The sequence below is a fragment of the Rhodococcus sp. PvP016 genome, from assembly GCF_017832185.1.
GTDB lineage: Bacteria > Actinomycetota > Actinomycetes > Mycobacteriales > Mycobacteriaceae > Rhodococcoides.
In genome coordinates this window covers 4,284,666-4,307,951 of sequence record NZ_JAFIBH010000001.1, presented here as the reverse complement: position 1 = coordinate 4,307,951, position 23,286 = coordinate 4,284,666, and the positions used below count along the sequence as shown (strand labels likewise).

General features: G+C 67.9%; 26 protein-coding genes. 14 read left to right on the top strand and 12 right to left on the bottom strand.

Annotated elements, in window-relative coordinates:
* Positions 1 to 17: 17 nt before the first annotated feature.
* Genes JOE30_RS20160 through JOE30_RS20145 form a run of 4 tightly spaced genes read right to left on the bottom strand, consistent with a single transcriptional unit; the run spans position 18 to position 4,999 of the window.
* On the bottom strand, positions 18 to 1,457 hold the full coding sequence (locus JOE30_RS20160; RefSeq protein ID WP_204868739.1) for a GntP family permease: 1,440 nt from the start codon (positions 1,455 to 1,457) through the stop codon (positions 18 to 20).
* Between the two features lie 28 nt (positions 1,458 to 1,485).
* On the bottom strand, positions 1,486 to 2,118 hold the full coding sequence (locus tag JOE30_RS20155; protein WP_204868738.1) for a bifunctional 4-hydroxy-2-oxoglutarate aldolase/2-dehydro-3-deoxy-phosphogluconate aldolase: 633 nt from the start codon (positions 2,116 to 2,118) through the stop codon (positions 1,486 to 1,488).
* Positions 2,115 to 3,725, bottom strand: a complete 1,611-nt coding sequence (locus tag JOE30_RS20150) for an amidohydrolase family protein (protein ID WP_204868737.1) — start codon at positions 3,723 to 3,725, stop codon at positions 2,115 to 2,117. Before JOE30_RS20150 ends, JOE30_RS20155 begins: the two co-directional genes overlap by 4 nt.
* A 2-nt stretch (positions 3,726 to 3,727) precedes the next feature.
* Positions 3,728 to 4,999: an alanine racemase gene (locus JOE30_RS20145; RefSeq protein WP_204868736.1), complete on the bottom strand. Its 1,272-nt coding sequence runs from the start codon at positions 4,997 to 4,999 to the stop codon at positions 3,728 to 3,730.
* A 127-nt stretch (positions 5,000 to 5,126) separates the two neighbouring features.
* Here JOE30_RS20145 and JOE30_RS20140 point away from each other — a divergent pair, with 127 nt between their 5' ends.
* Genes JOE30_RS20140 through JOE30_RS20120 form a run of 5 tightly spaced genes read left to right on the top strand, consistent with a single transcriptional unit; the run spans position 5,127 to position 9,381 of the window.
* Entirely contained in the window at positions 5,127 to 6,143 is a 1,017-nt protein-coding gene (locus JOE30_RS20140; protein WP_307806259.1) for a sugar kinase, read from the top strand.
* Positions 6,140 to 6,904 (top strand): IclR family transcriptional regulator, encoded by a 765-nt coding sequence (locus JOE30_RS20135; RefSeq protein WP_204868735.1) that lies wholly within the window; start codon positions 6,140 to 6,142, stop codon positions 6,902 to 6,904. Before JOE30_RS20140 ends, JOE30_RS20135 begins: the two co-directional genes overlap by 4 nt.
* The gene (locus JOE30_RS20130) at positions 6,901 to 7,302 is read left to right on the top strand and encodes a RidA family protein (RefSeq protein WP_027504901.1); all 402 of its coding nucleotides are present in this window, start codon (positions 6,901 to 6,903) and stop codon (positions 7,300 to 7,302) included. Before JOE30_RS20135 ends, JOE30_RS20130 begins: the two co-directional genes overlap by 4 nt.
* A 33-nt stretch (positions 7,303 to 7,335) precedes the next feature.
* Positions 7,336 to 8,679, top strand: a complete 1,344-nt coding sequence (locus tag JOE30_RS20125) for a DUF2254 domain-containing protein (RefSeq protein WP_204868734.1) — start codon at positions 7,336 to 7,338, stop codon at positions 8,677 to 8,679.
* 21 nt (positions 8,680 to 8,700) lie between these two features.
* Complete coding sequence (locus JOE30_RS20120) at positions 8,701 to 9,381, top strand: DUF998 domain-containing protein (protein WP_204868733.1); 681 nt, start codon at positions 8,701 to 8,703, stop codon at positions 9,379 to 9,381.
* Here JOE30_RS20120 and JOE30_RS20115 read toward each other — a convergent pair.
* The 3 genes from JOE30_RS20115 to JOE30_RS20105 form a co-directional block, all read right to left on the bottom strand.
* Entirely contained in the window at positions 9,343 to 10,923 is a 1,581-nt protein-coding gene (locus JOE30_RS20115) for an alpha/beta hydrolase (protein ID WP_204870587.1), read from the bottom strand. The genes JOE30_RS20120 and JOE30_RS20115 overlap by 39 nt on opposite strands.
* Before the next feature lie 117 nt (positions 10,924 to 11,040).
* A complete protein-coding gene (locus JOE30_RS20110) occupies positions 11,041 to 11,490 on the bottom strand; it encodes an SRPBCC family protein (RefSeq protein WP_051613146.1) in 450 nt (149 codons plus the stop codon).
* Between the two features lie 41 nt (positions 11,491 to 11,531).
* The gene (locus JOE30_RS20105) at positions 11,532 to 12,572 is read right to left on the bottom strand and encodes a ferredoxin--NADP reductase (protein ID WP_307806257.1); all 1,041 of its coding nucleotides are present in this window, start codon (positions 12,570 to 12,572) and stop codon (positions 11,532 to 11,534) included.
* A gap of 113 nt (positions 12,573 to 12,685) precedes the next feature.
* Between JOE30_RS20105 and JOE30_RS20100 the strand changes: the two genes are divergently transcribed.
* From JOE30_RS20100 to JOE30_RS20075, 6 genes are read left to right on the top strand one after another with little or no spacing between them, the layout of a single operon-like run.
* Positions 12,686 to 13,648, top strand: coding sequence for an alpha/beta hydrolase (locus tag JOE30_RS20100; protein WP_204868732.1), 963 nt, complete (start codon positions 12,686 to 12,688; stop codon positions 13,646 to 13,648).
* Positions 13,648 to 14,517, top strand: a complete 870-nt coding sequence (locus JOE30_RS20095) for an SDR family NAD(P)-dependent oxidoreductase (RefSeq protein WP_204868731.1) — start codon at positions 13,648 to 13,650, stop codon at positions 14,515 to 14,517. The genes JOE30_RS20100 and JOE30_RS20095 overlap by 1 nt, the downstream gene beginning before the upstream one ends.
* 2 nt (positions 14,518 to 14,519) lie before the next feature.
* The gene (locus tag JOE30_RS20090; protein WP_204868730.1) at positions 14,520 to 15,440 is read left to right on the top strand and encodes a ferritin-like domain-containing protein; all 921 of its coding nucleotides are present in this window, start codon (positions 14,520 to 14,522) and stop codon (positions 15,438 to 15,440) included.
* Positions 15,437 to 16,930, top strand: a complete 1,494-nt coding sequence (locus tag JOE30_RS20085; protein ID WP_204868729.1) for an NAD(P)/FAD-dependent oxidoreductase — start codon at positions 15,437 to 15,439, stop codon at positions 16,928 to 16,930. The genes JOE30_RS20090 and JOE30_RS20085 overlap by 4 nt, the downstream gene beginning before the upstream one ends.
* 44 nt (positions 16,931 to 16,974) lie before the next feature.
* Positions 16,975 to 17,733, top strand: coding sequence for a MerR family transcriptional regulator (locus JOE30_RS20080; RefSeq protein ID WP_204868728.1), 759 nt, complete (start codon positions 16,975 to 16,977; stop codon positions 17,731 to 17,733).
* Positions 17,734 to 17,768: 35 nt separating this feature from the next.
* The gene (locus JOE30_RS20075) at positions 17,769 to 18,809 is read left to right on the top strand and encodes an SMP-30/gluconolactonase/LRE family protein (RefSeq protein WP_204868727.1); all 1,041 of its coding nucleotides are present in this window, start codon (positions 17,769 to 17,771) and stop codon (positions 18,807 to 18,809) included.
* 84 nt (positions 18,810 to 18,893) lie between these two features.
* Here JOE30_RS20075 and JOE30_RS20070 read toward each other — a convergent pair whose 3' ends face one another.
* Positions 18,894 to 19,214 carry a hypothetical protein gene (locus JOE30_RS20070; RefSeq protein ID WP_204868726.1) on the bottom strand — a complete coding sequence of 107 codons (321 nt, stop codon included), beginning with the start codon at positions 19,212 to 19,214 and terminating at the stop codon, positions 18,894 to 18,896.
* A gap of 26 nt (positions 19,215 to 19,240) precedes the next feature.
* On the bottom strand, positions 19,241 to 19,693 hold the full coding sequence (locus tag JOE30_RS20065) for a DUF3558 family protein (protein WP_204868725.1): 453 nt from the start codon (positions 19,691 to 19,693) through the stop codon (positions 19,241 to 19,243).
* A 251-nt stretch (positions 19,694 to 19,944) separates the two neighbouring features.
* On the opposite strand from JOE30_RS20065, the gene JOE30_RS20060 reads away from it, so the two are divergent.
* Complete coding sequence (locus tag JOE30_RS20060) at positions 19,945 to 20,379, top strand: hypothetical protein (protein ID WP_204868724.1); 435 nt, start codon at positions 19,945 to 19,947, stop codon at positions 20,377 to 20,379.
* A 1-nt stretch (position 20,380) separates the two neighbouring features.
* On the opposite strand, the gene JOE30_RS20055 is transcribed toward JOE30_RS20060, so the two are convergent.
* Complete coding sequence (locus JOE30_RS20055; RefSeq protein WP_204868723.1) at positions 20,381 to 21,034, bottom strand: NUDIX domain-containing protein; 654 nt, start codon at positions 21,032 to 21,034, stop codon at positions 20,381 to 20,383.
* A gap of 60 nt (positions 21,035 to 21,094) precedes the next feature.
* Here JOE30_RS20055 and JOE30_RS20050 point away from each other — a divergent pair, with 60 nt between their 5' ends.
* Both JOE30_RS20050 and JOE30_RS20045 read left to right on the top strand, forming a co-directional pair.
* A complete protein-coding gene (locus tag JOE30_RS20050) occupies positions 21,095 to 22,018 on the top strand; it encodes an ADP-ribosylglycohydrolase family protein (RefSeq protein ID WP_204868722.1) in 924 nt (307 codons plus the stop codon).
* Positions 22,015 to 22,524 (top strand): O-acetyl-ADP-ribose deacetylase, encoded by a 510-nt coding sequence (locus JOE30_RS20045; protein WP_056448287.1) that lies wholly within the window; start codon positions 22,015 to 22,017, stop codon positions 22,522 to 22,524. The genes JOE30_RS20050 and JOE30_RS20045 overlap by 4 nt, the downstream gene beginning before the upstream one ends.
* A gap of 4 nt (positions 22,525 to 22,528) precedes the next feature.
* On the opposite strand, the gene JOE30_RS20040 is transcribed toward JOE30_RS20045, so the two are convergent.
* The gene (locus JOE30_RS20040) at positions 22,529 to 22,954 is read right to left on the bottom strand and encodes a DoxX family membrane protein (RefSeq protein ID WP_204868721.1); all 426 of its coding nucleotides are present in this window, start codon (positions 22,952 to 22,954) and stop codon (positions 22,529 to 22,531) included.
* Between the two features lie 10 nt (positions 22,955 to 22,964).
* Entirely contained in the window at positions 22,965 to 23,162 is a 198-nt protein-coding gene (locus tag JOE30_RS20035) for a hypothetical protein (protein ID WP_204868720.1), read from the bottom strand.
* Between the last annotated feature and the right edge of the window lie 124 nt (positions 23,163 to 23,286).

The window sequence follows — 23,286 nt, the reverse complement described above, 5'->3', positions numbered from 1 at the left end:
GAATGCGGGCACTGCGGTCAGCTCACGATCGCGAACAACACCCCTGCCACGGCGAAGCTGACGACCGACAGCACGGTCTCCAACACCGTCCACGTCTGCAGCGTCTGCTTGACGGTGAGGTTGAAGAACTTGGCGATGATCCAGAACCCGCCGTCGTTCACGTGGCTCAGGATGATGGACCCGGCAGCGATGGCCATGGCGATGAGCGCGACCGACATCTGCGAGTAGTCCTGCGCCGCGACGAGCGGTCCGACGATGCCACCGGTCGTGACGATGGCGACGGTGGCCGAACCCTGGGCGATACGCAGCGCACAGCTGATGATGTACGCGAGCACGATGATCGGCAGTCCTGCGGCGGACATGGTGTCCGCGAGTGCGGTACCGATGCCGGTGGCCGAGATGACCTTGCCGAAGAACGCGCCCGCTCCGACGACGAGGAGCAGCATGCCGACCGGGCGGAGCGATTCGCCGGTGAGAGTGGACAACTCCTGCACCGTCGAACCACGGCGGATGCCCAGGACGTAGAACGCGATGAGCACCGCGATGAGCAGAGCGACCGCGGGGGTGCCGAAGAACGTGAGGACCTGGAGCAGGTTGCCCTCGTCGAGCAGGATGGTGCCGAACGTGGCGCCGAGGATGAGCACCAGGGGCACGGCGATGATGGCGCCGATGGTCGCGACGGACGGGGGAGTGGTGACCACGGGCCGCTTCGTCCCGACGGCGGTGCCGCCCGACGTGTGCGGTCCGTTGTCGTCGGCATCGTTGACGAAGTCCTCGGGCACCTCGACGATGATGCGCTTGCCGATGTAGCTGCCCCACACGAGACCTGCCGCGATGAAACCGGGGATGCCGCAGATGAAGCCCATGAGGATGAGCCAGCCCAGGTTGACCTCGAGCAGGCCGCCCAGCGCGACGGGGCCGGGGTGCGGAGGCAGGAACGCGTGCGTCATCGACAGGCCGGCGAGCATGGGCAGCGCGTACAGCACCAACGACTTTCCGCCCTGTCTCGCCGCGACGTAGACGAGCGGGGCGAGAACGAAGATGCCGATGTCGAAGAAGACGGGGATGCCGAAGATGAGGCCGAGCAGACCCATCGCGATGGGGGCGCCGCGATCACCGAAGACGCCGAGGAGCTTCGCGGTGAGTGCCTGCGCACCACCGGACCTCTCGAGGATGGCGCCGAGAACAGTGCCCAGTCCGATGATGACGGCGATGTGGCCGAGGATGCCGCCGAAACCCGTCTCGAGAATCGAGTCGCCGCTCTTGATGGCGGTTCCCACGATCTCCGACACCGGAAGTCCGGCTGCGACGGCGAGTCCCAGGCCGACGATGAGGAGGGCGATGAACGGTTCGAGTTTGACCTTGATGATGACGACGAGCAGGACCGCGATCGCGATACCGCACAGAACGAGGAGTCCGGGAGTGGACGTCCTCAACCAGTCGACGACGGAACCCATGAGGTTGCCTTTCGAGGTATGTGGAGAGTCAGCGGGAGAGTGAGTGGACGAACGAGGTGGCGCGAGCGGTGATGTCGTCCCAGAGCCCCGCCGCGACCGTGGCTGGTGGAACGACGTCGGTGCCCGCGGTGACGGCGACGGCGCCGCGGGCGAGATAGTCGGCGGCATTGTCGACATTGACACCGCCGGACGGAACAAGGGGGACGTCGGGGAACGGTCCGCGAAGATCACCGAAGTAGCTGGGACCGAACAGCTTCGCGGGGAACACCTTCACCGCGGCGGCACCCAGATCGAGCGCCGCCATGATCTCGGTGGGGGTGAGTGCTCCCATCAAGACGGGGACGTCCCGTTCGTGAGCGACCGCGGCGACATCGGGACGAAGACCGGGAGTGACGAGGAAGCGTGCGCCCGCGTCGATCGCGGCGCGAGCCTGATCACCCGTCATCACGGTGCCGGCACCCATCACGGCACCGGACGACGACGCGGCGCGCAGGCAGTCCAGCACGTTGGGTGTGGTGAAGGTCAGTTCGACGGCGCGCAGTCCGCCGGCGACGAGGGCGTCGGCCAACGCGGCGGGGTCGGGGATGGACGGGGCGCGGACCACGACGAGCGCGCGGTCTTCCATGATCGTGGCGAGTGCGTCGTCGAATCGGGTCGTCATGAGGTTCTTCCGTAGGAGGTGCGGCGGAGGGAGCGCCCGGCGAGTGTCCCGGTGGGGACGCCGTCGTGCACGGCGAAGGAGCCGTTCACGAGAACGTGCGCGATGCCGACGGCCTGCTGCTTGGGGTGGTCGAAGGTGGCGGTGTCCCGGACGGTGGCCGGATCGAACACCACGAGATCCGCCGCGTAGCCCTCGCGGACGAGGCCACGGTCGATGAGACCGAGTCGTGCACTGGGCCGACCCGTGAGGTGATGGACGCAGTCCTCCAGTGACATCAGGCCCTCGTCCCGCACGTAGTGGCCGAGGTAGCGGGGGAACGTCCCCCAGGCTCGCGGATGGGGACGCTCGCCCACCAGAATGGCGTCGCTGCCACCCATGTGGTGGGGATGCACCATGATGGCGCGCACGTTCTCCTCGTGCCCGACGTGTTGCAGGATGGTGGTGCTCAACGCATCTCGCTGCAGCACGTCGAAGAACACGTCGACGGGTGCGCGGCCCTCCTCGGTCGCGATGTCGAGGACGGTCTTCCCGACGTAGCGGTCGAGATCCGCGTTCGCGACGCCGCTGAGCTGGATCGTCTCCCATTCCACCGTTACGCCGTGGCAGCCGTCCGAGCCGTAGCGGTTCACGTCGTCGGTGATGCGGCGCCGCACGTCGGGATCGTCGAGACGGCCCAGCGCCGCGTCGGGTCCGCCGGACATCGCCCAGCTAGGCAGCAGCGCGGACAGGGTGGTGGCGCCGGGCAGGTAGGGATAGGTGTCGAGCGTGATGTCGCACCCGTCGGCGATCGCGGCGTCGACCATGTCGAGGAATTCGCCGGCACGGCCCTTGTTCTCGCCGAAGTTCATGGTGGCGTGGGTCAGGTGCAGGGCGCAGCCGGTCTCACAGGATAGCTCGATCATCTCCCGGTATGCGCCGAGAGCGTTCTTGCCGTAGGAGCGAGTGTGCGGAGCGTAGAAGCCGCCGAACTCGGCGACGACCTCGCACAGCGCGCGCAGTTCGCCCGTGTCGGCATACATCCCGGGTGTGTAGGTCAGTCCGCTCGACATGCCGACTGCGCCCTCGGACATGCCTTGTGCCACCAGCTCTCGCATGTGGTCGACCTCGGCGGCGGTAGCGGGACGTTGATCCGCCCCGACGGCCAGATAGCGCAGCGTTCCCTGCGGCACCAGGTACGCGGCGTTCGGGGTGATGCCCCGGTCGAGCCGGTCCAGATACTCGGCGACCGAGCGCCACGTGATGTCGAGATCGGTGGGATTGCCGTTCCACCCGGAGATCTGACGGCGGATCACCGCGAGCGTCTCGTCGGAGACGGGTGCGTAGGAGAGGCCGTCCTGACCCAGCACCTCGGTGGTGACGCCCTGGGTGATCTTCGGAACGTGTCCGGGTGCGGTCAGCAGGCCGAGGTCGGAGTGGGCGTGCATGTCGATGAAGCCCGGTGCGACGACGTGGCCCCGTGGCACGTCGACGACGGTCTGCGCGTCGGCGACAGTGCCCGGTGCCGCGACCCGCGTGATGCGTCCGTCGTCGACGAGAACGTCGGCGCGGACTCGGTCGGATCCGGTGCCGTCGACGACGTCACCGCCGCGAAAGAGGATGTCCGTCATGATCAGAAGAAGGTGTGGACGAGGTCGACGATGCGCGGGTTCGCCGCGTCGGCGTCGTCGACGACCGGAAGCATGCGCCATTTGTCGAACGCCGTGCAGGGATGTGACAGGCCGAGCCGTGCGACCGTCCCGACGGGAACGTCTTCGCGGGCCGTGCCCGGAGTGCGGAGGAAGGCGTGCTGATCGTTGAGCGCCGAGATGTGGTGCCCGGCCTCCGCGTCCCGGCCGCCGATGCGCTGCGGTGTCGGCAGCCCCTCGTCGAACGGGAAGTCGCGCTTGCCCGCATCGAGCAGTGCGAGTTCGGGTTCCGGACGCGACACCACCCGCGCCCAGCCGTGCATCGCGGAGGACAGGTGCTGCTCGCCGACGCGGGAGGCGATGAGCGGGGAGATGTCGGCGTAGAAGCCGTCGTCGTGCACCACGTAGGCGCCCGAGCGCAGCACGACGGCTGTGTCCTCGTCGACGACCGACGAGAGCCGCTCGACCACCAGGTCCTGGTAGGCGCTCCCACCCGCGGTGACGATCGCTCGTCCCTCGTACAGGCCGTCGGCGGCGAGACCGGCGTGCAGAGCGGCGACCTCGTCGAGGTAGGCGCGCACGGCGTCCAGTCCTGCGGGCGTGCGGTCGTGGGCCAGCGCGCCCTCGTATCCGCCGACTCCTGCGAGGGTGACCGACGGCGACGAGGAGATCGCGGCCGCGACGCGTCGTGCCTCGTCCACGCTGCGTGCCCCGGTGCGGCCGTGCGGCCCACCGAGTTCGACGATCACCGGGATCGGTCGTGTCACGGTGCCCAGGATCTCCGTCATGCGTGCCACGGTGTCGACACTGTCTGCCCAGCAGACGAACTCGACGTCGTCGTGAGCGTCGAGGTCCGCCGAGATCCAACGGAGCGTCACCGGGTCGATCAGGGCATTGGCGAGAAGGATGCTCTGCACGCCGAACGCGCGAGCTAGCTGCACCTGCCACCCGGTGGCCAAAGTGATACCCCAGCTGCCCGCCTCCAGTTGTTCCGCCCACAGCTGCGGCGCCATTGTCGTCTTGCCGTGCGGTGCCAGGCGCATGCCGGCCGCATCGGCCCAGCGCGCCATCACATCGATGTTCGACGTGAGGTGGCGGCGATCCAGCGTGACCACCGGCGTCGCGAAGTCGGCCAGCGTGGGCGCCGTCGCCAGATAGTCGCGCACTGTCAGACCCCACGCGGCGGGTGGGACGGACTTGTACTCGGGGCCGAGAGTGCGGTCGTGCAGCGCCTCGACGGCAGCCTTGTCGATCATCGAATCCTCCTGCGCCGGATGCGGCGCTGTAGCGTTGCGTATGTTGCAACGCTGATTGCAAACTGTGTTCGGTGTCGTTAGTCTGCAACGAACAGGGACAACTCGCAAGACATCGAAGGGAATTGATGTGAGATCACCCGGCGCGGCGACTTCACGGGTGGTGTGTGTCGGCGAGGGGCTCGTCGTCATGGTCGCGCAGCCCGGCCCCCTCGAACACTCGGACACGTTCGAGCGGTCGGCCGGGGGAGCCGAGGCCAACGTCGCGCGGGTCCTCGCCCAGTTGGACGTCGAGGCGTTCTGGCTCTCGCGCGTCGGTGACGACGGCTTCGGCCGCTACCTGACGGAGACGCTGCGCACGAGTGGGGTGGACACGTCGGCGGTGATCGTCGACGAGACCCGCACCACCGGCATGTACGTCAAGGAACGTGGTTCGGGCAGCGGTCACGCGTCGGACCTGCCCGCCGGGGAGAGTCGAATGACGTACTTCCGCAGCGGTTCCGCCGCCAGTGCGCTGTGTGTCGACGACATCGTCGGGGCAACTTCGATACTCGCGGCGGCCGACCTCGTCCACGTCAGCGGCATCACGCTCGCCCTGTCGGACACCGCGCGCGAGGCTGCGGCCGCGCTGGCGTCGTCGCCCGGTCTGCTGAGTTTCGACCTCAATCACCGTCCGCGGCTGTGGACCACCGGGAGCGCCGATGTCGTTCTCGGAGAACAGGTCCGGCGCAGCGACATCGCGCTGATGGGCGCTGACGAAGCGCACGCGGTGTTCGGCACCGGAGACCCCGATGCGCTGCGTGTTCTGTTCCCCGAGCCGCGCCGCCTCGTGATCAAGAACGACGCCCACGTGGTCGTGGGATTCGACGGCGCCGAGCGTGTCGATGTCCCGGCCCTGCGGTTGTCGGTGGTCGAGAAGATCGGTGCGGGAGACGCGTTCGCCGGTGGATACCTGGCCGGCGTCCTCCGCGGCGACGACCAACAGCGTGCGATCAGGCTGGGGCACCTGTGCGCCGCCGGCGCCCTCACCGCGCACGGCGACGCGGCCCATCTCCTTCCGCTGCACCGTCTCGACACACTGGTGACATCCTCGGACGAGGAGTGGTCGCGCATCGACTACGACGCCGAGAGGGGAATCGCCGTATGAGTCAGAGTGTGTCCCGCGCGCTCAGGTTGCTCCGCGTGCTGGCCGACGGGCCGCGATCGTTGGACGAGTTGGCCGCCCACCTCGACGTGCACAAGACCACGGTGCTGCGTCTGCTGCGCGCAATGGAGGCGGAGCGCTTCGTCCAGCACGACCACGAACATCGCTACCGGCTCGGGTCGACGCTTTTCGAGCTCTCCAACCGGTCGCTGGAGCAGCGGGACATCCGGACGCTGGCGCGGCCTTACCTCGCGACACTGAACGCGGAGACCAAGCAGACGATCCACCTCGCCACCTACGAGTCCGGGGAGGCCGTCTACATCGACAAGTTCGACGCGACGCAGAGCGTGCGGATGTACTCCCGTGTCGGGCGCCCGGCACCGTTGCACTGCACTGCCGTCGGAAAGATCCTGATCTCCGGGCTGCCCGTCGACGAGCAGGTCCGCGTCGCCCATCGCATCGAGTACACCCGCTTCACCGACCGCACCATCGATTCGCCCGAGCGCTATCTCGAGGAGCTGGCCCTCGTGACCCGTCAGGGGTACGCGGAGGACCACGAGGAACACGAGTCGTTCGTCAACTGCATCGGCGTACCGGTGCGGGACGGAACCGGCTCGATAGTCGCCGCGGTGTCGATGTCCGTGCCCGACATGCTGCTCGACCACGCCCGCGTTCTCGGCACCCTGCCGCAGGTGCGCGCGGTGGCCGAGACCATCTCCGCCGAACTCGGTTGGAGTCCGACCCCGACGAAGGAACACGCATGACCGACAAGATCGCCGTCCTCACGACCGATGCGCCTGCACCCGCCCACACCTTCTCGCAGGGCGTGCGCAAGGGCCCGTTCGTTCAGGTGTCCGGGCAGGGACCCGTCGACCCGGCGACCAACGAATACCTCTACCCCGGCGACGTCGCGGCGCAGACCACGCGGACACTGACCAACGTCAAGGCCATCGTCGAGGCGAGCGGTGCGACCTTCGACGACGTCGTGATGCTGCGGGTGTACCTGACGAAGCGTGAGGACTTCGCCGTCATGAACGAGGCATACGGTGCCTTCGTCCTCGAACACACGAAGGGTGATGTCCTGCCCAGTCGCACAACGGTGTTCACCGGGCTGCCGCGCGAGGAGATGCTCGTCGAGATCGACGCGATCGCCGTTGTCTGACACGTCGACCCACCGTCAGGGCACCATGAACCCATGAGACGACGGTGGGTACGGCTGCAGGGCACGTTCTGGTTCGTTCCCGCCGTGCTGGGCGTCGCTGCCGTCGTACTGGCTCAACTCCTGGTCGCTCTGGACCGATGGCTCCTCGATCAGGGCATCGGGATCGGTGGGTCGCTGCTCTATCACGTGGGCGCCAGTGGCAGCCGGGACATCCTCGGCGCCATCGGCGGGTCGATGCTCGGGGTGGCGGCGACGTCCTTCTCCATCACCATCTCGGTTCTCGCGACGGCCAGTTCGACCTACGGCCCGCGACTGGTGCGGAACTTCATGGCGGACCGCGGGAACCAGGTGGTGCTCGGCATCTTCGGAGCGACCTTCCTCTACGCACTGATGGTGCTGCGCTCGATCCGGTCGCTCGACTCGGACGGCGACGTCTTCGTGCCCGACATCGCGGTGAACGTCGCCGTGCTCCTCGCGGTGCTCGACGTGGGTGTCCTGGTGTACTTCATCCACCACATAGCCCAGTCGATCCAGGTGGCGACGCTGTCCTCGCGGGTGCGGGACGAACTCTCCGCAGCTGTCGACGAGCTCTACCCGACGGAGCCACCGGCCGACGCGGCGTCGGATTCCGACGTGACGCTGCCCGAGCACGTCGAGACGGTGCGGGCTCCGCGTTCCGGTGTCGTCGTCGACGTGGACGAGGATGCGGCGTTGTCCTCGGCCGCCGACGCCGACGCCGTCGTCGTGCTCCTCTGCAGGCCGGGCGAGCACGTGATCGAAGGAGACGCCATCGCGGAGTCGCGACGGTGGAGCGGATCCGCCTCCGCGTCGCACCTGCGCGAGATCGAGTCCGCGGTCGAGATCGGCGACGAGCGGACTCCGCAGCACGACATCGAGTTCGCCGTCGAGCAACTGGCCGAGATGGCGGTGCGGGCCCTGTCCTCGGGTACCAACGATCCGTACACGGCGCGCAACGCTCTCGACGATCTGTCCGTCGGGATGGTGACTCTCGTCGGCCGTCCGCCGCCGTGCGGTGCCCGGACCGACGATGCCGGAACGGTACGGATCGTTCTTCGTCGGGTGCCCGTGGTGGACCTGATCGACCACGCGCTCGGCGCGGTACGGATCTACGCGATGGCGAGCCCCATGGTGGTCGCCGCCGGTATCCGGATGGCGGAGCGGCTCGGTGCGGCAGCGACCGACACCGCGTCGATCGACCGCGTCCGGTACCACCTCGACCTCCTCGACGAGGCGTGCCGACGGGAGATGACGGATCCGGCCGGGCGGGATTCCTGCCTCGACCAGATCGACCGCGCGCGTGGGCGTCTCCGTACGGTCGCCGTGTCCGGCTCACCGTCAGGCACAGTGGAGTCGTAGATCCGCTGCCGAAAGGACCCTGTGCAGACCCGCCTCGCCTCTCTCGGGCTTCTCTCCATCCTGCTCGGCGCCGCGACGGTCGTCGTCCTCGATGTCGTCACCGCGCTCGGGTCGCCGTCGCATCTGCGCCGCACCATCAGCGAGTACGGGTTGGGCGCGCAGCAGTGGGTGTTCACGGCCGGGGTGCTGCTCCTCGCCGTCGGATCCGGCGCCGTGCTCGTCGCAGCCGTCCGGCAGTCGTTGCTGCGCGCGTCGTCGGTCGCCGCGGTGGCGATGACACTGTGGACGGTAGGACTCATCGCCGTGGTCGCGGTTCCCAAGCAGGACTGGAGCAACGACGCGACGCTCGGCCTCGGCGGGGCGGTGCACCGCGCGGGTGCGGCGGTCGCGTTCGTCAGCATCCCGGTGGCAGTGATCGCTCTCGCCGCACCGTGGATCCGGTCGAGCGAGTGGGCACGTCACGCCCGACGGACGTTCGTGCTGGGAGTGCTGTCCGTCGTGGCCATCGCACCCATCGGGTACGCGCTGTTCGTCGGCATGACCACCTCGACACCATGGTACCGCGTCGTGACGCTCGGACACGTCGAACGGATCCTCGTCGTCGTGGAGGTGATCGCGCTGATCTCGCTCGCGTGGTGGGTACGCGCGAGCACCCTCAGGGAGTCACCGCATCGCGTCGGTGACGCGGTCCACCAGCTCTGAGTCGTCGACGTTCAGAATGGGCGCCCACATGGAGGCCGCGTCGGCACCGTAGGCGTGACCGTGGCCTTCCGGCACCTCGGCAGCGAGCGCCATGTCGAGCGTCACCTGCCAGAAGGTGACCAGGGGGATCCACGTCATCCCCTTGTCGACGTCGACACCTCGCGGCTCCCGGAGCCAGTCCGGCTTACCGAACAGCAGGTCGAACGACCACCAGACGATCGGATCGCTGGGGTGCTGCCAGTAGACGATGCGCGGGCTCTCCCAGTCCACCAGGCCGGGTGCGTCGAGGTCCGACGGCCCCGCGGCGAAGCGGACGTTCTGTCCGCCGTAGACCACGGGCAGGATCTCGGGGCTGCCCGGATCTCGCGAGTCGGTGACGCGCGACCACTGCTCGGAGAAGTTGGGCGTCCCCACCCAGAGCGCGCCGTCGGTACGAGCCAGCATGTCCTGCACTCCGGAGAAGGCATCCTGGCCTCCGTACGACCCGAGTGACTCACCGAAGGTGAGAAGCTTCGGGCGGTTGTTCTCGGGACGGTCCTGCACACGCCGGTACACGGTCTCGAAGACGGCGCGGCCTGCGATGAGCGGGGTGTTGCGATCGGCGAGGAACGCCAACGGGCTCGGCAGATACGAGTACTGGATCGCGGCGATCGCCGTGTCGCCGCCGGCGAGGTACTCGAGTGCGGACGCGACGGACGCGTTGACCCACCCTCGACCGGTGGTCGTCGCGATCGCCAGGTACTCGCGGTCGAAGGCGCCCGTCCGATCCAGTTCGGCGACAAGTCGATCGGCGAGCGAGTCGACTGTGGCGCGGCCGAGGCCCAGCCCGTCGGCATCGACGGACTTGCGTCCCGCATAGACCCGGATCGGGGTGAGGGCGGGCCGGCCCGTCACCGAGGTGATCTCGTCCGACGTCGGGCCGCCCGCGACGAAGGTGCGCCCCTCGCGGCCCAGGGAGTCCCACGCCTCGTCCGACGCGGGCGAGCCCGACCGTTCGGGCGCCGACGGTCGCTCGACGCCCTCGGCGCTCCCGGTGTCGGCCGCGGCGGCGGACCCGTTGGAGATGCGTGAGATCCCGGTCGTGAGGAGCCCTTCGATCGCGACGACCAGCACCACACCGATGGCGACGACGGCGAGACCACGCGAGACGGGCGGCGGAAGAACACGACCGATCAGCGCGATGAGAAGGTCAGTGACGCGGCGGATTCCGCGCGCCAGCGTGATCACCAGAACGACGACGATCGCAGCGACGACGAAGACCCCGGCGTAGTCCCGCGACTGGCTCGGTTCGATGCCCACGAGTTCGCGAGAAATGTTCTGCCACCACGCCCCGAGGACGAGGAACAGCGGGAGGACGACGGCGGCGGCGGCGCCGATCGCGGACCAGCCCCACCGCCTCAGCCGTTCGGGCCACTCGCGAGTGAGCTCCATTCGCCGGACGCCCCACACGGCGACGACCCCGACGCCGTATCCGCACGCGACCGAGAGGCCCGTGGCGACGGCCTGGAGATACCACGGCCGGGGGAGAAGCGACGGGGACATCGACCAGCAGTAGAAGACCAGTCCGACGACGAGGCCGATCGGCTCGAAGCGGGAACACCACCGCCGTAATGCTGTGGCGATGCGTCCTCGCTGGTCCGTCCTGGTCACCGGGAGAGTCTAGGTGCTGCGCGGCGACTCCAACCGGGAGCGCAGGGTCCGATCGGTGACGGAGATCCCCTGGTTGATGAAGGGCTCGACCACCTTCGCGAGTGCCTTGCCCGTGAAGCCGCCGGGGAACTCGTAGCGGAACTCGACGTCCGCGACGCAGTGCCCGTCGTCCACAGGGGTGACCACCCAGCGAGAACTGGTCTCGAAACCCTTGACCGACGACAACGCGATGACGGAACCGTCGACCCACTCGACGATGTCCACCGTGGAGTGCAGCGCCTTGGGTCCGAGCTTCATCTCGGCGTCGAAGCGGTCACCGGTGCCGCGCGACACCGGTCCGACGGGGACGAACGAGGTGACGCCGAACATCCAGTCCGGCACGTTCTCGTACGAGGACAGGTAGTCGAAGGTCGCCGACGCCGGTGCGGCGATCTCGACGTGCTTGGTGATGACGGGCATGAAGTCTCCTCGTGCGGCTGTGGTGTCAGGGATTCGGTCGGTCAGTCGATGCGGATGGTGAGAGCGTTGGACACGGGCACCGACTGGCAGGCCAGGCGCACTCCCCGGTCGAACTCGTACTGATCCAGCGTGTCGTTGACGCGCATGTGCACGTCACCGCTGACGAGGGTGAACGCGCAGGCGCCGCAGTTGCCCTCGCGGCACACGAACGGGGCGTCGATTCCCTCGGCGAGCATGGCGTCGAGCAACACGGTGTCGGGTGCGCAGTGGAACGAGTGATCATCGCCCTCGACCTCCGCGGACACGGGAACGCCGGTGCCCGGGGACGTCTCGACGAGGACGGCGTCGAACGGGTCGGTGGTGATCGACGAGAACACCTCACGGTGGATGTTCTCGGGCGAGACACCCGCCGCGAGGAGCCCCTGCTGTGCGACCTCCATGAACGGCGTCGGGCCGCAGAGGTACGCGTCGGCGCCGGCGATACCGGAGACGACGTCGGTGAGACCGGTGGCAGTGGGCAGGCCCGACGCCGACTCGTGCCAGTGCCGCACCGTGAGGCGATCCGGATGCCGCTGCTGCAGATCGTCGAGTGTGGCGGCGAACATGACCGAACCCGGGTCTCTGTTCGCGTAGAACAACACGACCGGCCCGTCGTGCGACGCCAGCGCGGTCTTGAGGATGGACAGCACGGGCGTGATGCCGCTGCCGGCCGCGACGAGGACGAGCGGACGATCCCACCGCGCCGGAACGAAGGTGCCCGCGGGAGCCAGCGTCGTCAGTGCGGATCCTGCCGTCACGGTGTCGCACAACCAGGTGGATCCGAGGCCGCCCGCGGTGCGCTTGACGGAGATCGCGGGGCGCTCGCCGGTGTCGGGACTGCTCGACAACGAGTAGCACCGTGCGGCGGAACTGCCGTCGCTCAGAGGAATCTCGACCGTGAGGAACTGGCCCGGGCGATAGCGCAGGGCCTCGCCGTCAGCGGTGGACAGGACCAACGTCACCGCGTCCGCCGTCTCGCGGATCACCTCGTCGACCTGCAGTCGGAGCGTGCGGACGGCGATGTCCGCGGAGTCGATCGCCACGATGTCTTCCCCTCGTCGGCCGGGTGCGTCCGGCACTCCGGACTACACCGAAGATTGTTTCATTGAACTATAGGCCATTGACAAATGGCACAGTCGTACGTGACGCTTCCGGCATGATATCGACGCGTCCGATCCCCGAGCGAGGGTCCCTGCGGTCCCGCGCCGCGGCCCGAGCCACGCAGTCGACGTTGCGACCCGTCGCGTCCCGGTTGCCGTTCGGACGCGGCGGCGAACGCGTCGCCCGCGTCCTCGTCGAGGTCGCCATGCGCGCCTGCGGCGGAGTCGCACCCGGCACGGTCGTCCGCACCGTGCGCGAGGACGGTGTGGTCGGGGAGTGGGTCGAGGGTGGGGATGCTTCCGTGGACACTGCCGGCCCGATCCTCTATCTGCACGGCAGCGCGTACGCGATCTGTTCCGCACGGACGCACCGTGGCCTGGCGTCGCGGCTCTCCCGCGCGACGCAGCGTCCGGTCTTCGTTGTCGACTACCGACTCGCACCCGAGTTCCCCTTCCCCGCCGCGGCCGACGACGTCGAGCGGGCGTACCGCTGGCTGCTGGCGAGCGGCCACGCACCCGAGTCGGTCGTGGTGGCCGGTGATTCGGCGGGCGGTCACCTCGCGCTGGACCTGGTGCTGGACAACGCCCGACGATCGGCGCCCCAGCCGAGTGCGGTCCTCCTGTTCTCGCCGCTGATCGACCTGACCTTCACCCTCGCGCAGAACCGGGAGCGTGAGCGGCGCGACCCGATGATCTCCGCAGCGGCGGCACGGGCACTCACTTCGCTCTACACACGCGGCGAGGATCCCGACGGGCCGCGCCTGCGACTTGCGGTCGAGGCGGGAACGGCGTTGCCGCACTTCCTGGTTCAGGCCGGCGGTGCGGAGATGCTCGTCGCCGATGCCGAGCACCTGCAAGACCTGGTGGTCGACGCCGGTGGCACGTGCACGCTTGAGATCTGGCCCGACCAGATGCACGTGTTCCAGGCTCTGCCGCGCATCAGCCCGGAAGCGGACCGGGCACTCGCCCGCGCCGCGCATGCCCTGACAGCCCTCCATCGAACAGAGACGAGACACTGATGTTCTCTCGATCCAGACCACGCCTGACCCACGGGGCGGACGCCGTGGTCACCGGCGCCGGCAGTGGCATCGGCCGCGCCTTCGCACTCGAGATCGCCCGCCGCGGTGGCCGCGTCGTCTGCGCGGACATCTCGCTCGAACGCGCCGAGGAGACGGTGCGAATGCTCGATGGCCCCGGTTTCGCCGTCCAGTGCGACGTCGCCGTGCAGTCGCAGGTCGAGGATCTCGCGCTGTTCGCCGAACTCGAGTTCGGTGGCGCGCCGACGCTCGTGATCAACAACGCCGGTGTCGGCATCGGTGGCAAGCCGGTGGGCGCCATCGGATTCGAGGACTGGAACTGGGCACTCGGCATCAACCTGTGGGGAGTGGTCCACGGCTGCGAGACGTTCGTTCCGCTGCTCCGTACCGCGGGTCGCGGCGGCATCATCAACGTCGCTTCCGCGGCAGGATTCGCCGCGGCTCCGACGATGGGCCCGTACAACGTCGGCAAGGCGGGCGTCATGTCGTTGTCCGAGACTCTCGCGGCGGAACTCTCCGGGTCGGGTGTCCACGTGACGGTGCTGTGCCCGACCTTCGTCAAGACCAACGTCGCAGTCGACGGTCGCATCACCGAGCGCTCCACGGAACTCGCTCAGAAGTTGATGCGGTGGACCGGCTTCTCTCCCGAGCGCATCGCCGTCACCACGCTGAACGCGCACGACAGGAACCGCCTCTACGTCGTGCCCCAGCTCGACGCGAAAGCCGTCTGGCTGACGAAACGGCTCCTTCCCACCCTCTACACCCGCGGAGCAGGGCTGCTCGACCGCCTGCTTCCCGGCGAGCCCACCCCACAGTCCCTTCCCGCTGTTTCCGCCTCGACAGGAGTATGACGATGGCCTTCGACTTCGACGCCATGTTGGACAAGATCAAGGACCGCCAGTGGTCTCTCGCGGACATCGACTGGGACGCCCCCGGTGCCGAGATGATCCCGCCGGAGCAGCACGCCAAGCTCAAGCCGTTCCTGTCCGACCTCATGTGGATCGAGAACGTCGGTGCGCGCGGATTCGCCGCGATGGCACGCAAGGCTCCCACCGAGACACTGCGCGAGATCTACCGCTACTTCCACGCGGAGGAGCAGAAGCACGCGAATGCCGAACTGGCACTGATGCGCCGGTGGGGTATGCTCAAGAACGACGAGATCCCGCAGCCGAACGTCAACGTCAAGCTGATCATCGATTGGCTCGACAAGTACTCCGACCAGACGCCGCTCGCCGTGCTGGGCACCGTCATCCCGATGCTCGAGGTCGCGCTCGACGGTGCGCTGGTCAAGTTCATCGTCGACGAGATCGACGACCCGGTCTGCCAGGAAGTGTTCAAGCGCATCAACGCCGACGAGTCGCGGCACCTCGCCGTCGACTTCGAGGTCATCGATCTGCTGGGCCACGCGAAGATGCGCCGCATTCTCGTCGAGACGATCGGCGCCTGGATGCATCCGTCGCTCATCATCGGCACCCTGCGGTACATTCCGCTGCTGAACAAGATGCGCGACAACATCGTCGAGATGGGCGTCGACGAGGAGCGCCTCTACACCGCGATGAAGCGCTTCAAGAAGGTGGGCGAGCGCAGCGAGTTCCCGAAACGCCTGCCGATGTACCGCTTCATCAGCTGGCACGGCAGCGTCGTCATCAACCGGGATCACCCGTATCACAAATTCGCCGACTCGATGGTGACGCTGACGGCCAAGTACCCGAAGCGGTTGCTGCGCCCGCAGCCCACGTGGTCCAAGGAACTCACGTACGAGCCCGTCGCATGACCGAGATCCTCTCCACCGCCATCATCGGAGGCGGATTCGCCGGCATCGGTGCCGCGATCCGGCTGCAGCAACGGGGGATTCGCGACATCGCCGTCCTCGAACGCGGCACCCGTGCCGGTGGGACCTGGCGTGACAACACGTATCCCGGTGCAGCCTGCGATATTCCGTCCTGCCTGTACTCCTACAGCTTCGCGCCCAATCCGGACTGGTCGCACACCTACTCCGGGAGTGCGGAGATCCTGGGCTACATCGACTCGATGGTCGAGAAGTTCGAGCTGAGCCGCTACCTCCGGTTCGGTCACACCGTCGTGGACGTCACCTGGCACGAGTCCCGGTCGCTGTGGGAGATCTCGGTCCAGGATCGGGAACCCGTCCTCGCCCGCACCGTCGTGATGGCGTCGGGACCGTTGGCGAACGTCAGCCTGCCCAAGATCCGCGGCGTCGAGACCTTCGCGGGAGCGAAGATCCACAGTGCCCGGTGGGACCACGACTACGACTTCGCAGGCAAGAAGGTCGCCGTCGTCGGCACCGGAGCCAGCGGCGTGCAGATCGTTCCCGAGCTGGTGAAGGTCGCCGAGTCGGTCAAGGTCTTCCAGCGCACACCGGGATGGGTGCTGCCCCGCACCAACTTCCGCACCCGCGGTCTGACTCGCGAGATCTATCGTCGCGTGCCCTTCAGTCAGAGCGTCGCGCGCAAGGCCTGGTTCTGGGGCCACGAGTCGGTCGCCCTCGGTGTCGTCTGGAACTCGCCGCTCACCCGCGTGGTGGAGGGAGTGTCGAAGCTGCACCTGCGCCGTCAGGTTCCGGATCCGTGGTTGCGGCGCCAGCTCACACCGGAGTTCCGCGCCGGGTGCAAGCGCCTGCTGATGACCAGCAAGTACTACCCGGCACTGCAGAAGGACAACTGCACATTGGTCACCTGGCCGATCGCGAAGATCTCCGAGAAGGGGATTCGCACGGTCGAGGGCGTCGAGCACCAGTTCGACGCCATTGTCTTCGCCACCGGGTTCGACGTCTCCAAGACCGGGTCGCCGATTCCCATCACCGGGCGTGACGGGCGCGTCCTGGCCGACGAGTGGAGCCGCGGAGCGCACGCCTACAAGTCCATCGCGGTGTCCGGATACCCGAACATGTACTTCACGTTCGGGCCCAACTCCGGACCCGGCCACAGCTCCGCCCTGGTCTACATGGAGGCGCAGATCGACTACCTGGTCGACGCCATCGCCACCGCCGTGAACCAGAACTTCGTGCTCGACGTCCGCGCCTCGGTGCAGGCCGAGTACAACGCGGACCTGCAGCAGCGGCTGACGAAGACGACGTGGAACTCGGGGTGCTCGAGCTGGTACCTCACCGAGGACGGTTTCAACGCCACGATGTTCCCGGGCTTCGCCACGCAGTACGTCAAGCAGCTCGAGACGGTGCTGTTGCCGGACTACTCGGTGACGGCGGCATCGACGGCACCGGTCGACGAGGTCGTCGCCGTGGTGTGACCGAGCGTTAGTCTGGAGGTCCGGCCGAGTGGAGGAGTGAGTCGATGACCGAGTACCGCATCGACGAACTGGCTCATGCCGCGGGCACGACCTCGCGCAACGTCCGGGCCTACCGTGAACGTGGACTGCTCCCGCCCCCGCGCAAGCGGGGGCGGGTCGGCATCTACGACGACTCGCATCTTGCCCGGCTGAGACTGATCGACATCCTGCTCCAGCGTGGCTACACGACCACACACATCAGCGACTTCATCGACGGCTGGGAGAGCGGCAAGGACCTCACCGAGGTGCTCGGTCTGCAGCGCGCCCTCACCGAGCCGTGGTCGACGACCGGCGAGGGGCAGTCCGTCTCCGTCGACGAGGCACGGGAGATGCTCGGCGACCCCGACGGCGTCCAGCTGTCCAGGCTCGTGGAGTACGGACTCGCCCGCGTCGACGGTGACCGGTGCACATTCACCGATCCGAAGCTGTTGCAGGGCTTCACCTCCCTCGCGACCTACGGTTTCGGAATCCGCGAGGTCATGGACATCCATGAACGGCTGCATGCGGCCGTCGACGGAATGTCCAAGGACATGATCTCGACTGTGAAGAGTCACATCGTCGACCGCTACGGCGAGGGCTGGATCCCCGAGGGCGAGGACGTCCTCCGGGCCACCGAGATGTTGCAGATCATGCGCACTCTCGCAGTCGATTCCGTGCATTCGTTGCTCGGCCGCACGCTCGACCGCAACCTGCAGGAGCAGCTCGGCGAGTACCTCGAGGTCGCCATCGACAACACCTCTCGTTCGGACCGTCACACAGCCTGACCTCGCTTTTCGGACCAATGGGGCATGGTGGAGTCATGAACCGCACCGGACTGTCCGCCGCTGTCGCCCTCGCCGGCGCCACCGCCCTCGTTCTGACCAGTTGCTCGTCGTCGAGCGAGGAGGGGCAGGCGACGCCGGCGTCCTCCAGCGCTGCTGCATCGTCGTCGGCCACGTCCTCGTCGGCGGCAACGTCCTCCGCGGGTGCCGCCTCGAACGCCACCGTCTACACGTTGCCCGGAACCGGTGTGTTCCCCGAGGGCATCACCGCGGACGACGACACGTTTTACGTCTCGTCGACCTCGGACGGCGCCGTCTTCCGCGGGACTGTCGGCAACACCACCGTCGAACCGTTCCTCCCCGGTGGACAGGACGGTCGCACCGGCGCGGCGGGATTGGACGTCGACGGGGACGACGACGAGAACACCCTCGTCGTGGCGGGCGGCGCGACCGGCACCGTCTGGATCTACGACGCCGAGTCAGGCGCACTGCGCGGGAAGTTCACCAACGGACTCGGCCAGGACGCCACGTTCCTCAACGACGTGGTCATCGCCGACAACGGCGACGCCTTCATCACCGACTCTCGGAACCCCACGTTGTGGCGCATCCCGGCGAACGCCACCGGGGAGGGCCAGTTGGAGCCGTTCGTCGATTTCACCGGATCCCCGTTCGCGTACGGCGAGGGCTTCAACGCCAACGGCATTGTCGAGGCGGACGACGACAACGCGCTGGTGATCGTGCAGTCCAGCACCGGCAACCTGTACCGCGTGGCCCGCGACTCCAAGGCCGTCACGCAGGTGGACCTCGGCGGCGCGACACTCCAGAACGGAGACGGCATGGAGATGGAGGACGACACGCTCTACGTCGTCCGCAATCGCGACGGCCTCATCGCCACAGTCGATCTCGACGACGACGGCAACCGTGGGCGGGTGACCGGTGAGATCACCGACCCCAGCTTCGCCTACCCCACCACCGTCGCCGACGTCGACGATCAGCTGCTGGTGGTCAACAGCCAGTTCGACAAGCGTGGGGGCAGTCCGGTGGAGCCTTTCACTGTGGTCGGTGTGCCTGAGCGGTAGGGGTTGGGCTGGGGGTGTGCACTGATTGCGTGAGGTGCGCACCCCGTCCCGCCGGCGGAGCGGGGTGGAGGCAGTGCGGGTCGGTCAGCGCGGGCCGGTGTTGCCGATGCGGGACGTCGAGTCGTCCTCCGTCGCCTGGTACCCGCGACCCGCTTCGAGGAAGGCCTCGCGGAGGTTGGTGACGGCGGTGATGTGGGCCGCGAGCACCGAGCTCAGTGAACCCTCCGGGCCGTGAGTGAGGTCGGAGTATTTGCGTGCGAGCGCGATACCGGAGGGAAGGGTGCCGAAACCCGCCGCCCAGTTCGAGTCGCCAACCAATTTGACGAGGACGGCAAGCTCATCGATGAAGCGGTCGCAGGCTGAAGCGCACTGACTGGCTGCGCTGTCCGAAAGGTCGAGTGTCATAGCGTGCAGGCTTCCGTTCGGTCTGGTCACTTCGGCAGGTAAGGGTTGAAGGTGTTCGCGGCGAACAGCGCCAGCGCGCACGTGTCGTCATCGCCGACATGAGTGCCGACCATACGATCTGAGGTCACCATCACGGTTCCTCTGGCCCAGGCGAACACGACGTCGCACGGCGCTGTGCCGAGAGGGTCTGGACGGACGAGGGAGTAAGCCTCCTCTCGGCCCGCAATCGAGACAGGCGATCTGGTGACATAGCGACTGTCTTCGACGATCGCGTCCAGACCCGAGGTCGACGACGTGACGGACACGAAATGCGAATCTGCAGCCCACACGCAGGGGGCGAATCGGTCGTCGTTGCTCGTGCCCAGAAGTGAGTCGCTTACTTCCGCCGGATCAGCCCCCGCCGCCCGGATGGCCTCGTCGGGCACCACGGTGCAGGGGTCGAAGAGTTCCATCGCCGCGGGCTCGGCGGTGCCGCTCACGTCACCACACCCGGTGAGTGACGCGACGACCGCCGCGACAGCGAGTACCCCACAGTTCCTGCGCACACGTCGTTGGACGCACGCTCCACCCCGACGGTTCCGCGCTCCCACTGCGCACAACGGTGTCCCCACGGGCACATTCGACCATCCGGAACTGTTCTGTGTGCAGAAATGCGCGCCGGGAACCGAGCGGGTGGTTGCGGCGTCGAAGGCTGTACCGCGCCACGGCGGACGATCGGAAGGCCTTCACCATGCACTCGACCACTCTGCCGATTCCCTCGAGCGGAATCGGAAGTCTGACCAACGCAACACCATTGGCGGTGCTCCTCGCGTTCGCGACTCAGTGTGCGGTGGCGTGCGTCGCCGCGATCGCGGGGTTCGGCGCCGTTGTCGTCAGTGCCCTCGCTGCGTTCGCGAGTGCGGACGAGTCGCCCGGAGCGATGTTCGTGGGCTCACTCGCCGATGCGTGGGCGTTCGTTCTCCTCATCGCTGCGGTGGGGCACGGGGTGCTCGCGACGGTGATCGTGCAACGCCGACGTTCGGCACGCGTCGTCGTGACGGCAGTGGCCCTCGTGTGGGCGGTGGCGCTGGTGCACACCACGATGGTCTGGCCGTTGGTGGTGGTGCTGGCGGGTTCTGCGCTGGCGTGGTGGATCCCGACGTCACGGCACCGACTACCCAAGTGACCTACACGAGCAGTGCGGCAATGGACCCGGGGAACGTCTCGCCGGGTCTGCGTTCGTAGAGCTCGGCGGGTCGTCCGCCGGCAGCCGAGGTGGTGGCGCCCGTACCGACCAGCGCACCGATCACGTGGCGGCGGAAGGTGTCCTTGCGCAGCGGGCGGTCGAACACGGTCTCGTACAGGGTACGCAGATCGAGCAGCGTGAAGGTGGTCCCCAGCAGGTGCGACGGATCAGGACGGGTGAGGTAGCGGGACCGTAGGTCGTCCACGGCGGCGGACACCATGTCGGCATGGTCGAAGGCCATCGGTTCCACGGGCCGATCCGCCTCGACGGCCAGGAGGCCGGTGCCGGGAGGCAAGGACTCGGCGGGCGCCTCCGCGCAGTGCGCCATCGACAGCACCCATCCTCGGTCGTCGCGGTCGGGAGCGTCGAACATCCGGATCTGATGGAACTCGACGCCATCGATGCCGGCCTTCGTGCTCAATGCGCGCCTCGCCGCATCGGCGAGCGTCTCGCCCGAATGTAGGAAGGTGCCGGGAAGCGCAGCTCCCCAGGGTGATTCCACCGTCACCACGTTCAGCGTTCCGCCGTGGACGGTGAGAACGGCGACGTCGACAGCGACGGACGGTCGTGGGTACGACGTCAGATCGGAGGGCATGGGTTGCAGCTTAGCGCAGTGGTGCGTTATGTTTAGCGCACAAACGAGCAAAGGGATGACATGAAGCTGACCGACGAACAGAAGAATCGCGCCGAGGGCGTCCTGCTCGGCACCGCAGCCGGTGACGCGCTGGGTGCCGGATACGAGTTCGGCTACCCCACGCCCGAGACGGTGATCGACATGATCGGCGGCGGCACCTTCGACTGGGCGCCCGGCGAGTGGACGGACGACACGTCGATGGCCCTCTGCATCGCCGAGGCGCTGGCGGAGGGCCGGGGACTCGACGGCGTCGCGGCGAACTTCGTGGCCTGGATCGACACGAACCCCGCGGACGTCGGTATTCAGACGCGCACGGTGTTGTCCCGGCGCAGCAGGTCGGCCGCCGAGATGACCGCCGTCGCCGCGGGACTCTCCGGCAGGACGGGAGGCAACGGTTCGCTGATGAGAACTGCCCCGGTGGCGTTGGCGCATCTCGACGACTCGGATCAGCTCTCGGCCGCCGCTGCGCAGATCAGCGCCCTGACGCACAGTGATCCGCAGGCGGGGGAGGCATGCCAGATCTGGAGCGCCGGCATCCGGCACGCCGTCCTGCACGGCACCTACGACGGCATCTCGCTGTACCTCGACGCGGCGGAGCCGTCGATGCGCGACACCTGGGCGCCGTTGCTCGACGCCGCGGAGAAGGGGCGCCCGTCGGACTTCGACAGGAACGGGTGGGTGGTGCACGCGCTCCAGACGGCGTGGTCGGCCATCACGACCACGCAGGAGAACGAGGACCAGCTGACCGCGGCGCTGGAGGCGTGTGTCCGCGCGGGCGGCGACACCGACACCACCGCGGCGATCGCCGGCGGGTTGCTGGGCGCACGCTGGGGCGCCTCCGTGATTCCCGAGGCGTGGACCGCGATCCTGCACGGGTACCCCGGACGACGAGCCGCGGACCTCGCGGATCTGGGACGTCGCCTCGCAGAAGGAGCAGCAGCATGAGTGTCATCGATGTGGTCACCGGAGACATCACCACCGTGCGCGCGGACGTGATCGTCAATGCCGCCAACTCGACCCTCCTCGGTGGAGGCGGGGTGGACGGCGCCATCCACCGCGCAGGCGGACGAGAGATCCTCGACGCCTGCAAGATTCTGCGGGCGACGACTCTCCCGAACGGACTCGACACGGGTGCCGCCGTCGCGACGCCCGCAGGCCGCCTGCCGGCGAGGTGGGTCGTCCACACGGTGGGGCCGCGGTACTCGGCACGCGAGGACCGGTCGCCGATCCTGCGCGCCGCGTACGAGCGCTCCCTTCTCCTGGCTCACTCGCTCGGAGCATCCTCGATCGCGTTCCCGCTCATCTCGGGCGGTGCGTACGGATGGCCGGTGGAGCTGGCGGTCGCCGAACAGGTCCGCGCGGTGACGTCGGCGCCCGTGTCCGTGGATCTCGTGACCCTGGTGGCCTACTCGGCCGAGGTGCACCGCATGACGACGCGGGCCGTCGGCTGACCGGTCATCGCCGTTGTGCTCGCCACGCCGACCAGGCGCCGGTGGCCCACAGTGCCCAGATCACCAGCAGTGGTTGGAACAGCAACCGGATACCTCGTGCCCGATCGGTGTCCAGCCCGAAAGCGTCGGTGTGCGTGATGAACTGAGAGATGTTGCCCGGGAACACTGCGACGAAGAACAGCGCCACGATCCATCCCACCGCCACCCGGTACCGCGTCAGGGCGATGAGGGCCAGGCCCAGCACCACCTCGACGACACCCGATGCGACCACCACCAGATCGGTGTCGAGTGGTATCCACGTCGGTACCTGCGCGGCGAACTCCTGCCTGGCCCAGAACAGATGGCTCAGACCGGCGAACACGAGGAACGCACCGAGGACGAGCCGCCCGACGATACGAGGCACGGTCGCAGGGGCGGGGCGCGTGGTCATGCCTGCCACCCTACGAGCCGCCCCGCTGTCGGTCCGGTCGGCCGAGAACGCGGCCCAGCTCCTCGTGCGCATAGACCCTGTTCTCGCAGTAGACGGCGCCGCCGACGCACTCCTCGTCGTCGCAGTCGCAGAACCTGTACGGCTCCGCGTTCCAGCGGCTGCCGTACTGCGACCCCGGCTCCGCGACGAGTGCGGCGACCTCGCGCACCGTCCTCTGCTCGTTCCGTCTGCGTTGCCCCCGGCGATGTCCGCCCATGTCCGTCCCCCCGTTGTCGGTGGCGTCACGCTAGGGGAGGGGTACGACAGGTGCCGGCTGCTGTGGGATCCATCGG

Coding starts and splice junctions, on each gene's coding strand:
- JOE30_RS20130 (WP_027504901.1), top strand. CDS start 6,901: ATGACCGACAAGATCGCCGTCCTCACGACCGATGCGCCTGCACCCGCC.
- JOE30_RS20090 (WP_204868730.1), top strand. CDS start 14,520: ATGGCCTTCGACTTCGACGCCATGTTGGACAAGATCAAGGACCGCCAG.
- JOE30_RS20070 (WP_204868726.1), bottom strand. CDS start 19,214: ATGACACTCGACCTTTCGGACAGCGCAGCCAGTCAGTGCGCTTCAGCC.
- JOE30_RS20145 (WP_204868736.1), bottom strand. CDS start 4,999: ATGATCGACAAGGCTGCCGTCGAGGCGCTGCACGACCGCACTCTCGGC.
- JOE30_RS20095 (WP_204868731.1), top strand. CDS start 13,648: ATGTTCTCTCGATCCAGACCACGCCTGACCCACGGGGCGGACGCCGTG.
- JOE30_RS20150 (WP_204868737.1), bottom strand. CDS start 3,725: ATGACGGACATCCTCTTTCGCGGCGGTGACGTCGTCGACGGCACCGGA.
- JOE30_RS20040 (WP_204868721.1), bottom strand. CDS start 22,954: ATGACCACGCGCCCCGCCCCTGCGACCGTGCCTCGTATCGTCGGGCGG.
- JOE30_RS20080 (WP_204868728.1), top strand. CDS start 16,975: ATGACCGAGTACCGCATCGACGAACTGGCTCATGCCGCGGGCACGACC.
- JOE30_RS20085 (WP_204868729.1), top strand. CDS start 15,437: ATGACCGAGATCCTCTCCACCGCCATCATCGGAGGCGGATTCGCCGGC.
- JOE30_RS20100 (WP_204868732.1), top strand. CDS start 12,686: ATGATATCGACGCGTCCGATCCCCGAGCGAGGGTCCCTGCGGTCCCGC.
- JOE30_RS20045 (WP_056448287.1), top strand. CDS start 22,015: ATGAGTGTCATCGATGTGGTCACCGGAGACATCACCACCGTGCGCGCG.
- JOE30_RS20135 (WP_204868735.1), top strand. CDS start 6,140: ATGAGTCAGAGTGTGTCCCGCGCGCTCAGGTTGCTCCGCGTGCTGGCC.
- JOE30_RS20155 (WP_204868738.1), bottom strand. CDS start 2,118: ATGACGACCCGATTCGACGACGCACTCGCCACGATCATGGAAGACCGC.
- JOE30_RS20115 (WP_204870587.1), bottom strand. CDS start 10,923: ATGTCCCCGTCGCTTCTCCCCCGGCCGTGGTATCTCCAGGCCGTCGCC.
- JOE30_RS20075 (WP_204868727.1), top strand. CDS start 17,769: ATGAACCGCACCGGACTGTCCGCCGCTGTCGCCCTCGCCGGCGCCACC.
- JOE30_RS20160 (WP_204868739.1), bottom strand. CDS start 1,457: ATGGGTTCCGTCGTCGACTGGTTGAGGACGTCCACTCCCGGACTCCTC.
- JOE30_RS20055 (WP_204868723.1), bottom strand. CDS start 21,034: ATGCCCTCCGATCTGACGTCGTACCCACGACCGTCCGTCGCTGTCGAC.
- JOE30_RS20060 (WP_204868724.1), top strand. CDS start 19,945: ATGCACTCGACCACTCTGCCGATTCCCTCGAGCGGAATCGGAAGTCTG.
- JOE30_RS20050 (WP_204868722.1), top strand. CDS start 21,095: ATGAAGCTGACCGACGAACAGAAGAATCGCGCCGAGGGCGTCCTGCTC.
- JOE30_RS20110 (WP_051613146.1), bottom strand. CDS start 11,490: ATGCCCGTCATCACCAAGCACGTCGAGATCGCCGCACCGGCGTCGGCG.
- JOE30_RS20125 (WP_204868734.1), top strand. CDS start 7,336: ATGAGACGACGGTGGGTACGGCTGCAGGGCACGTTCTGGTTCGTTCCC.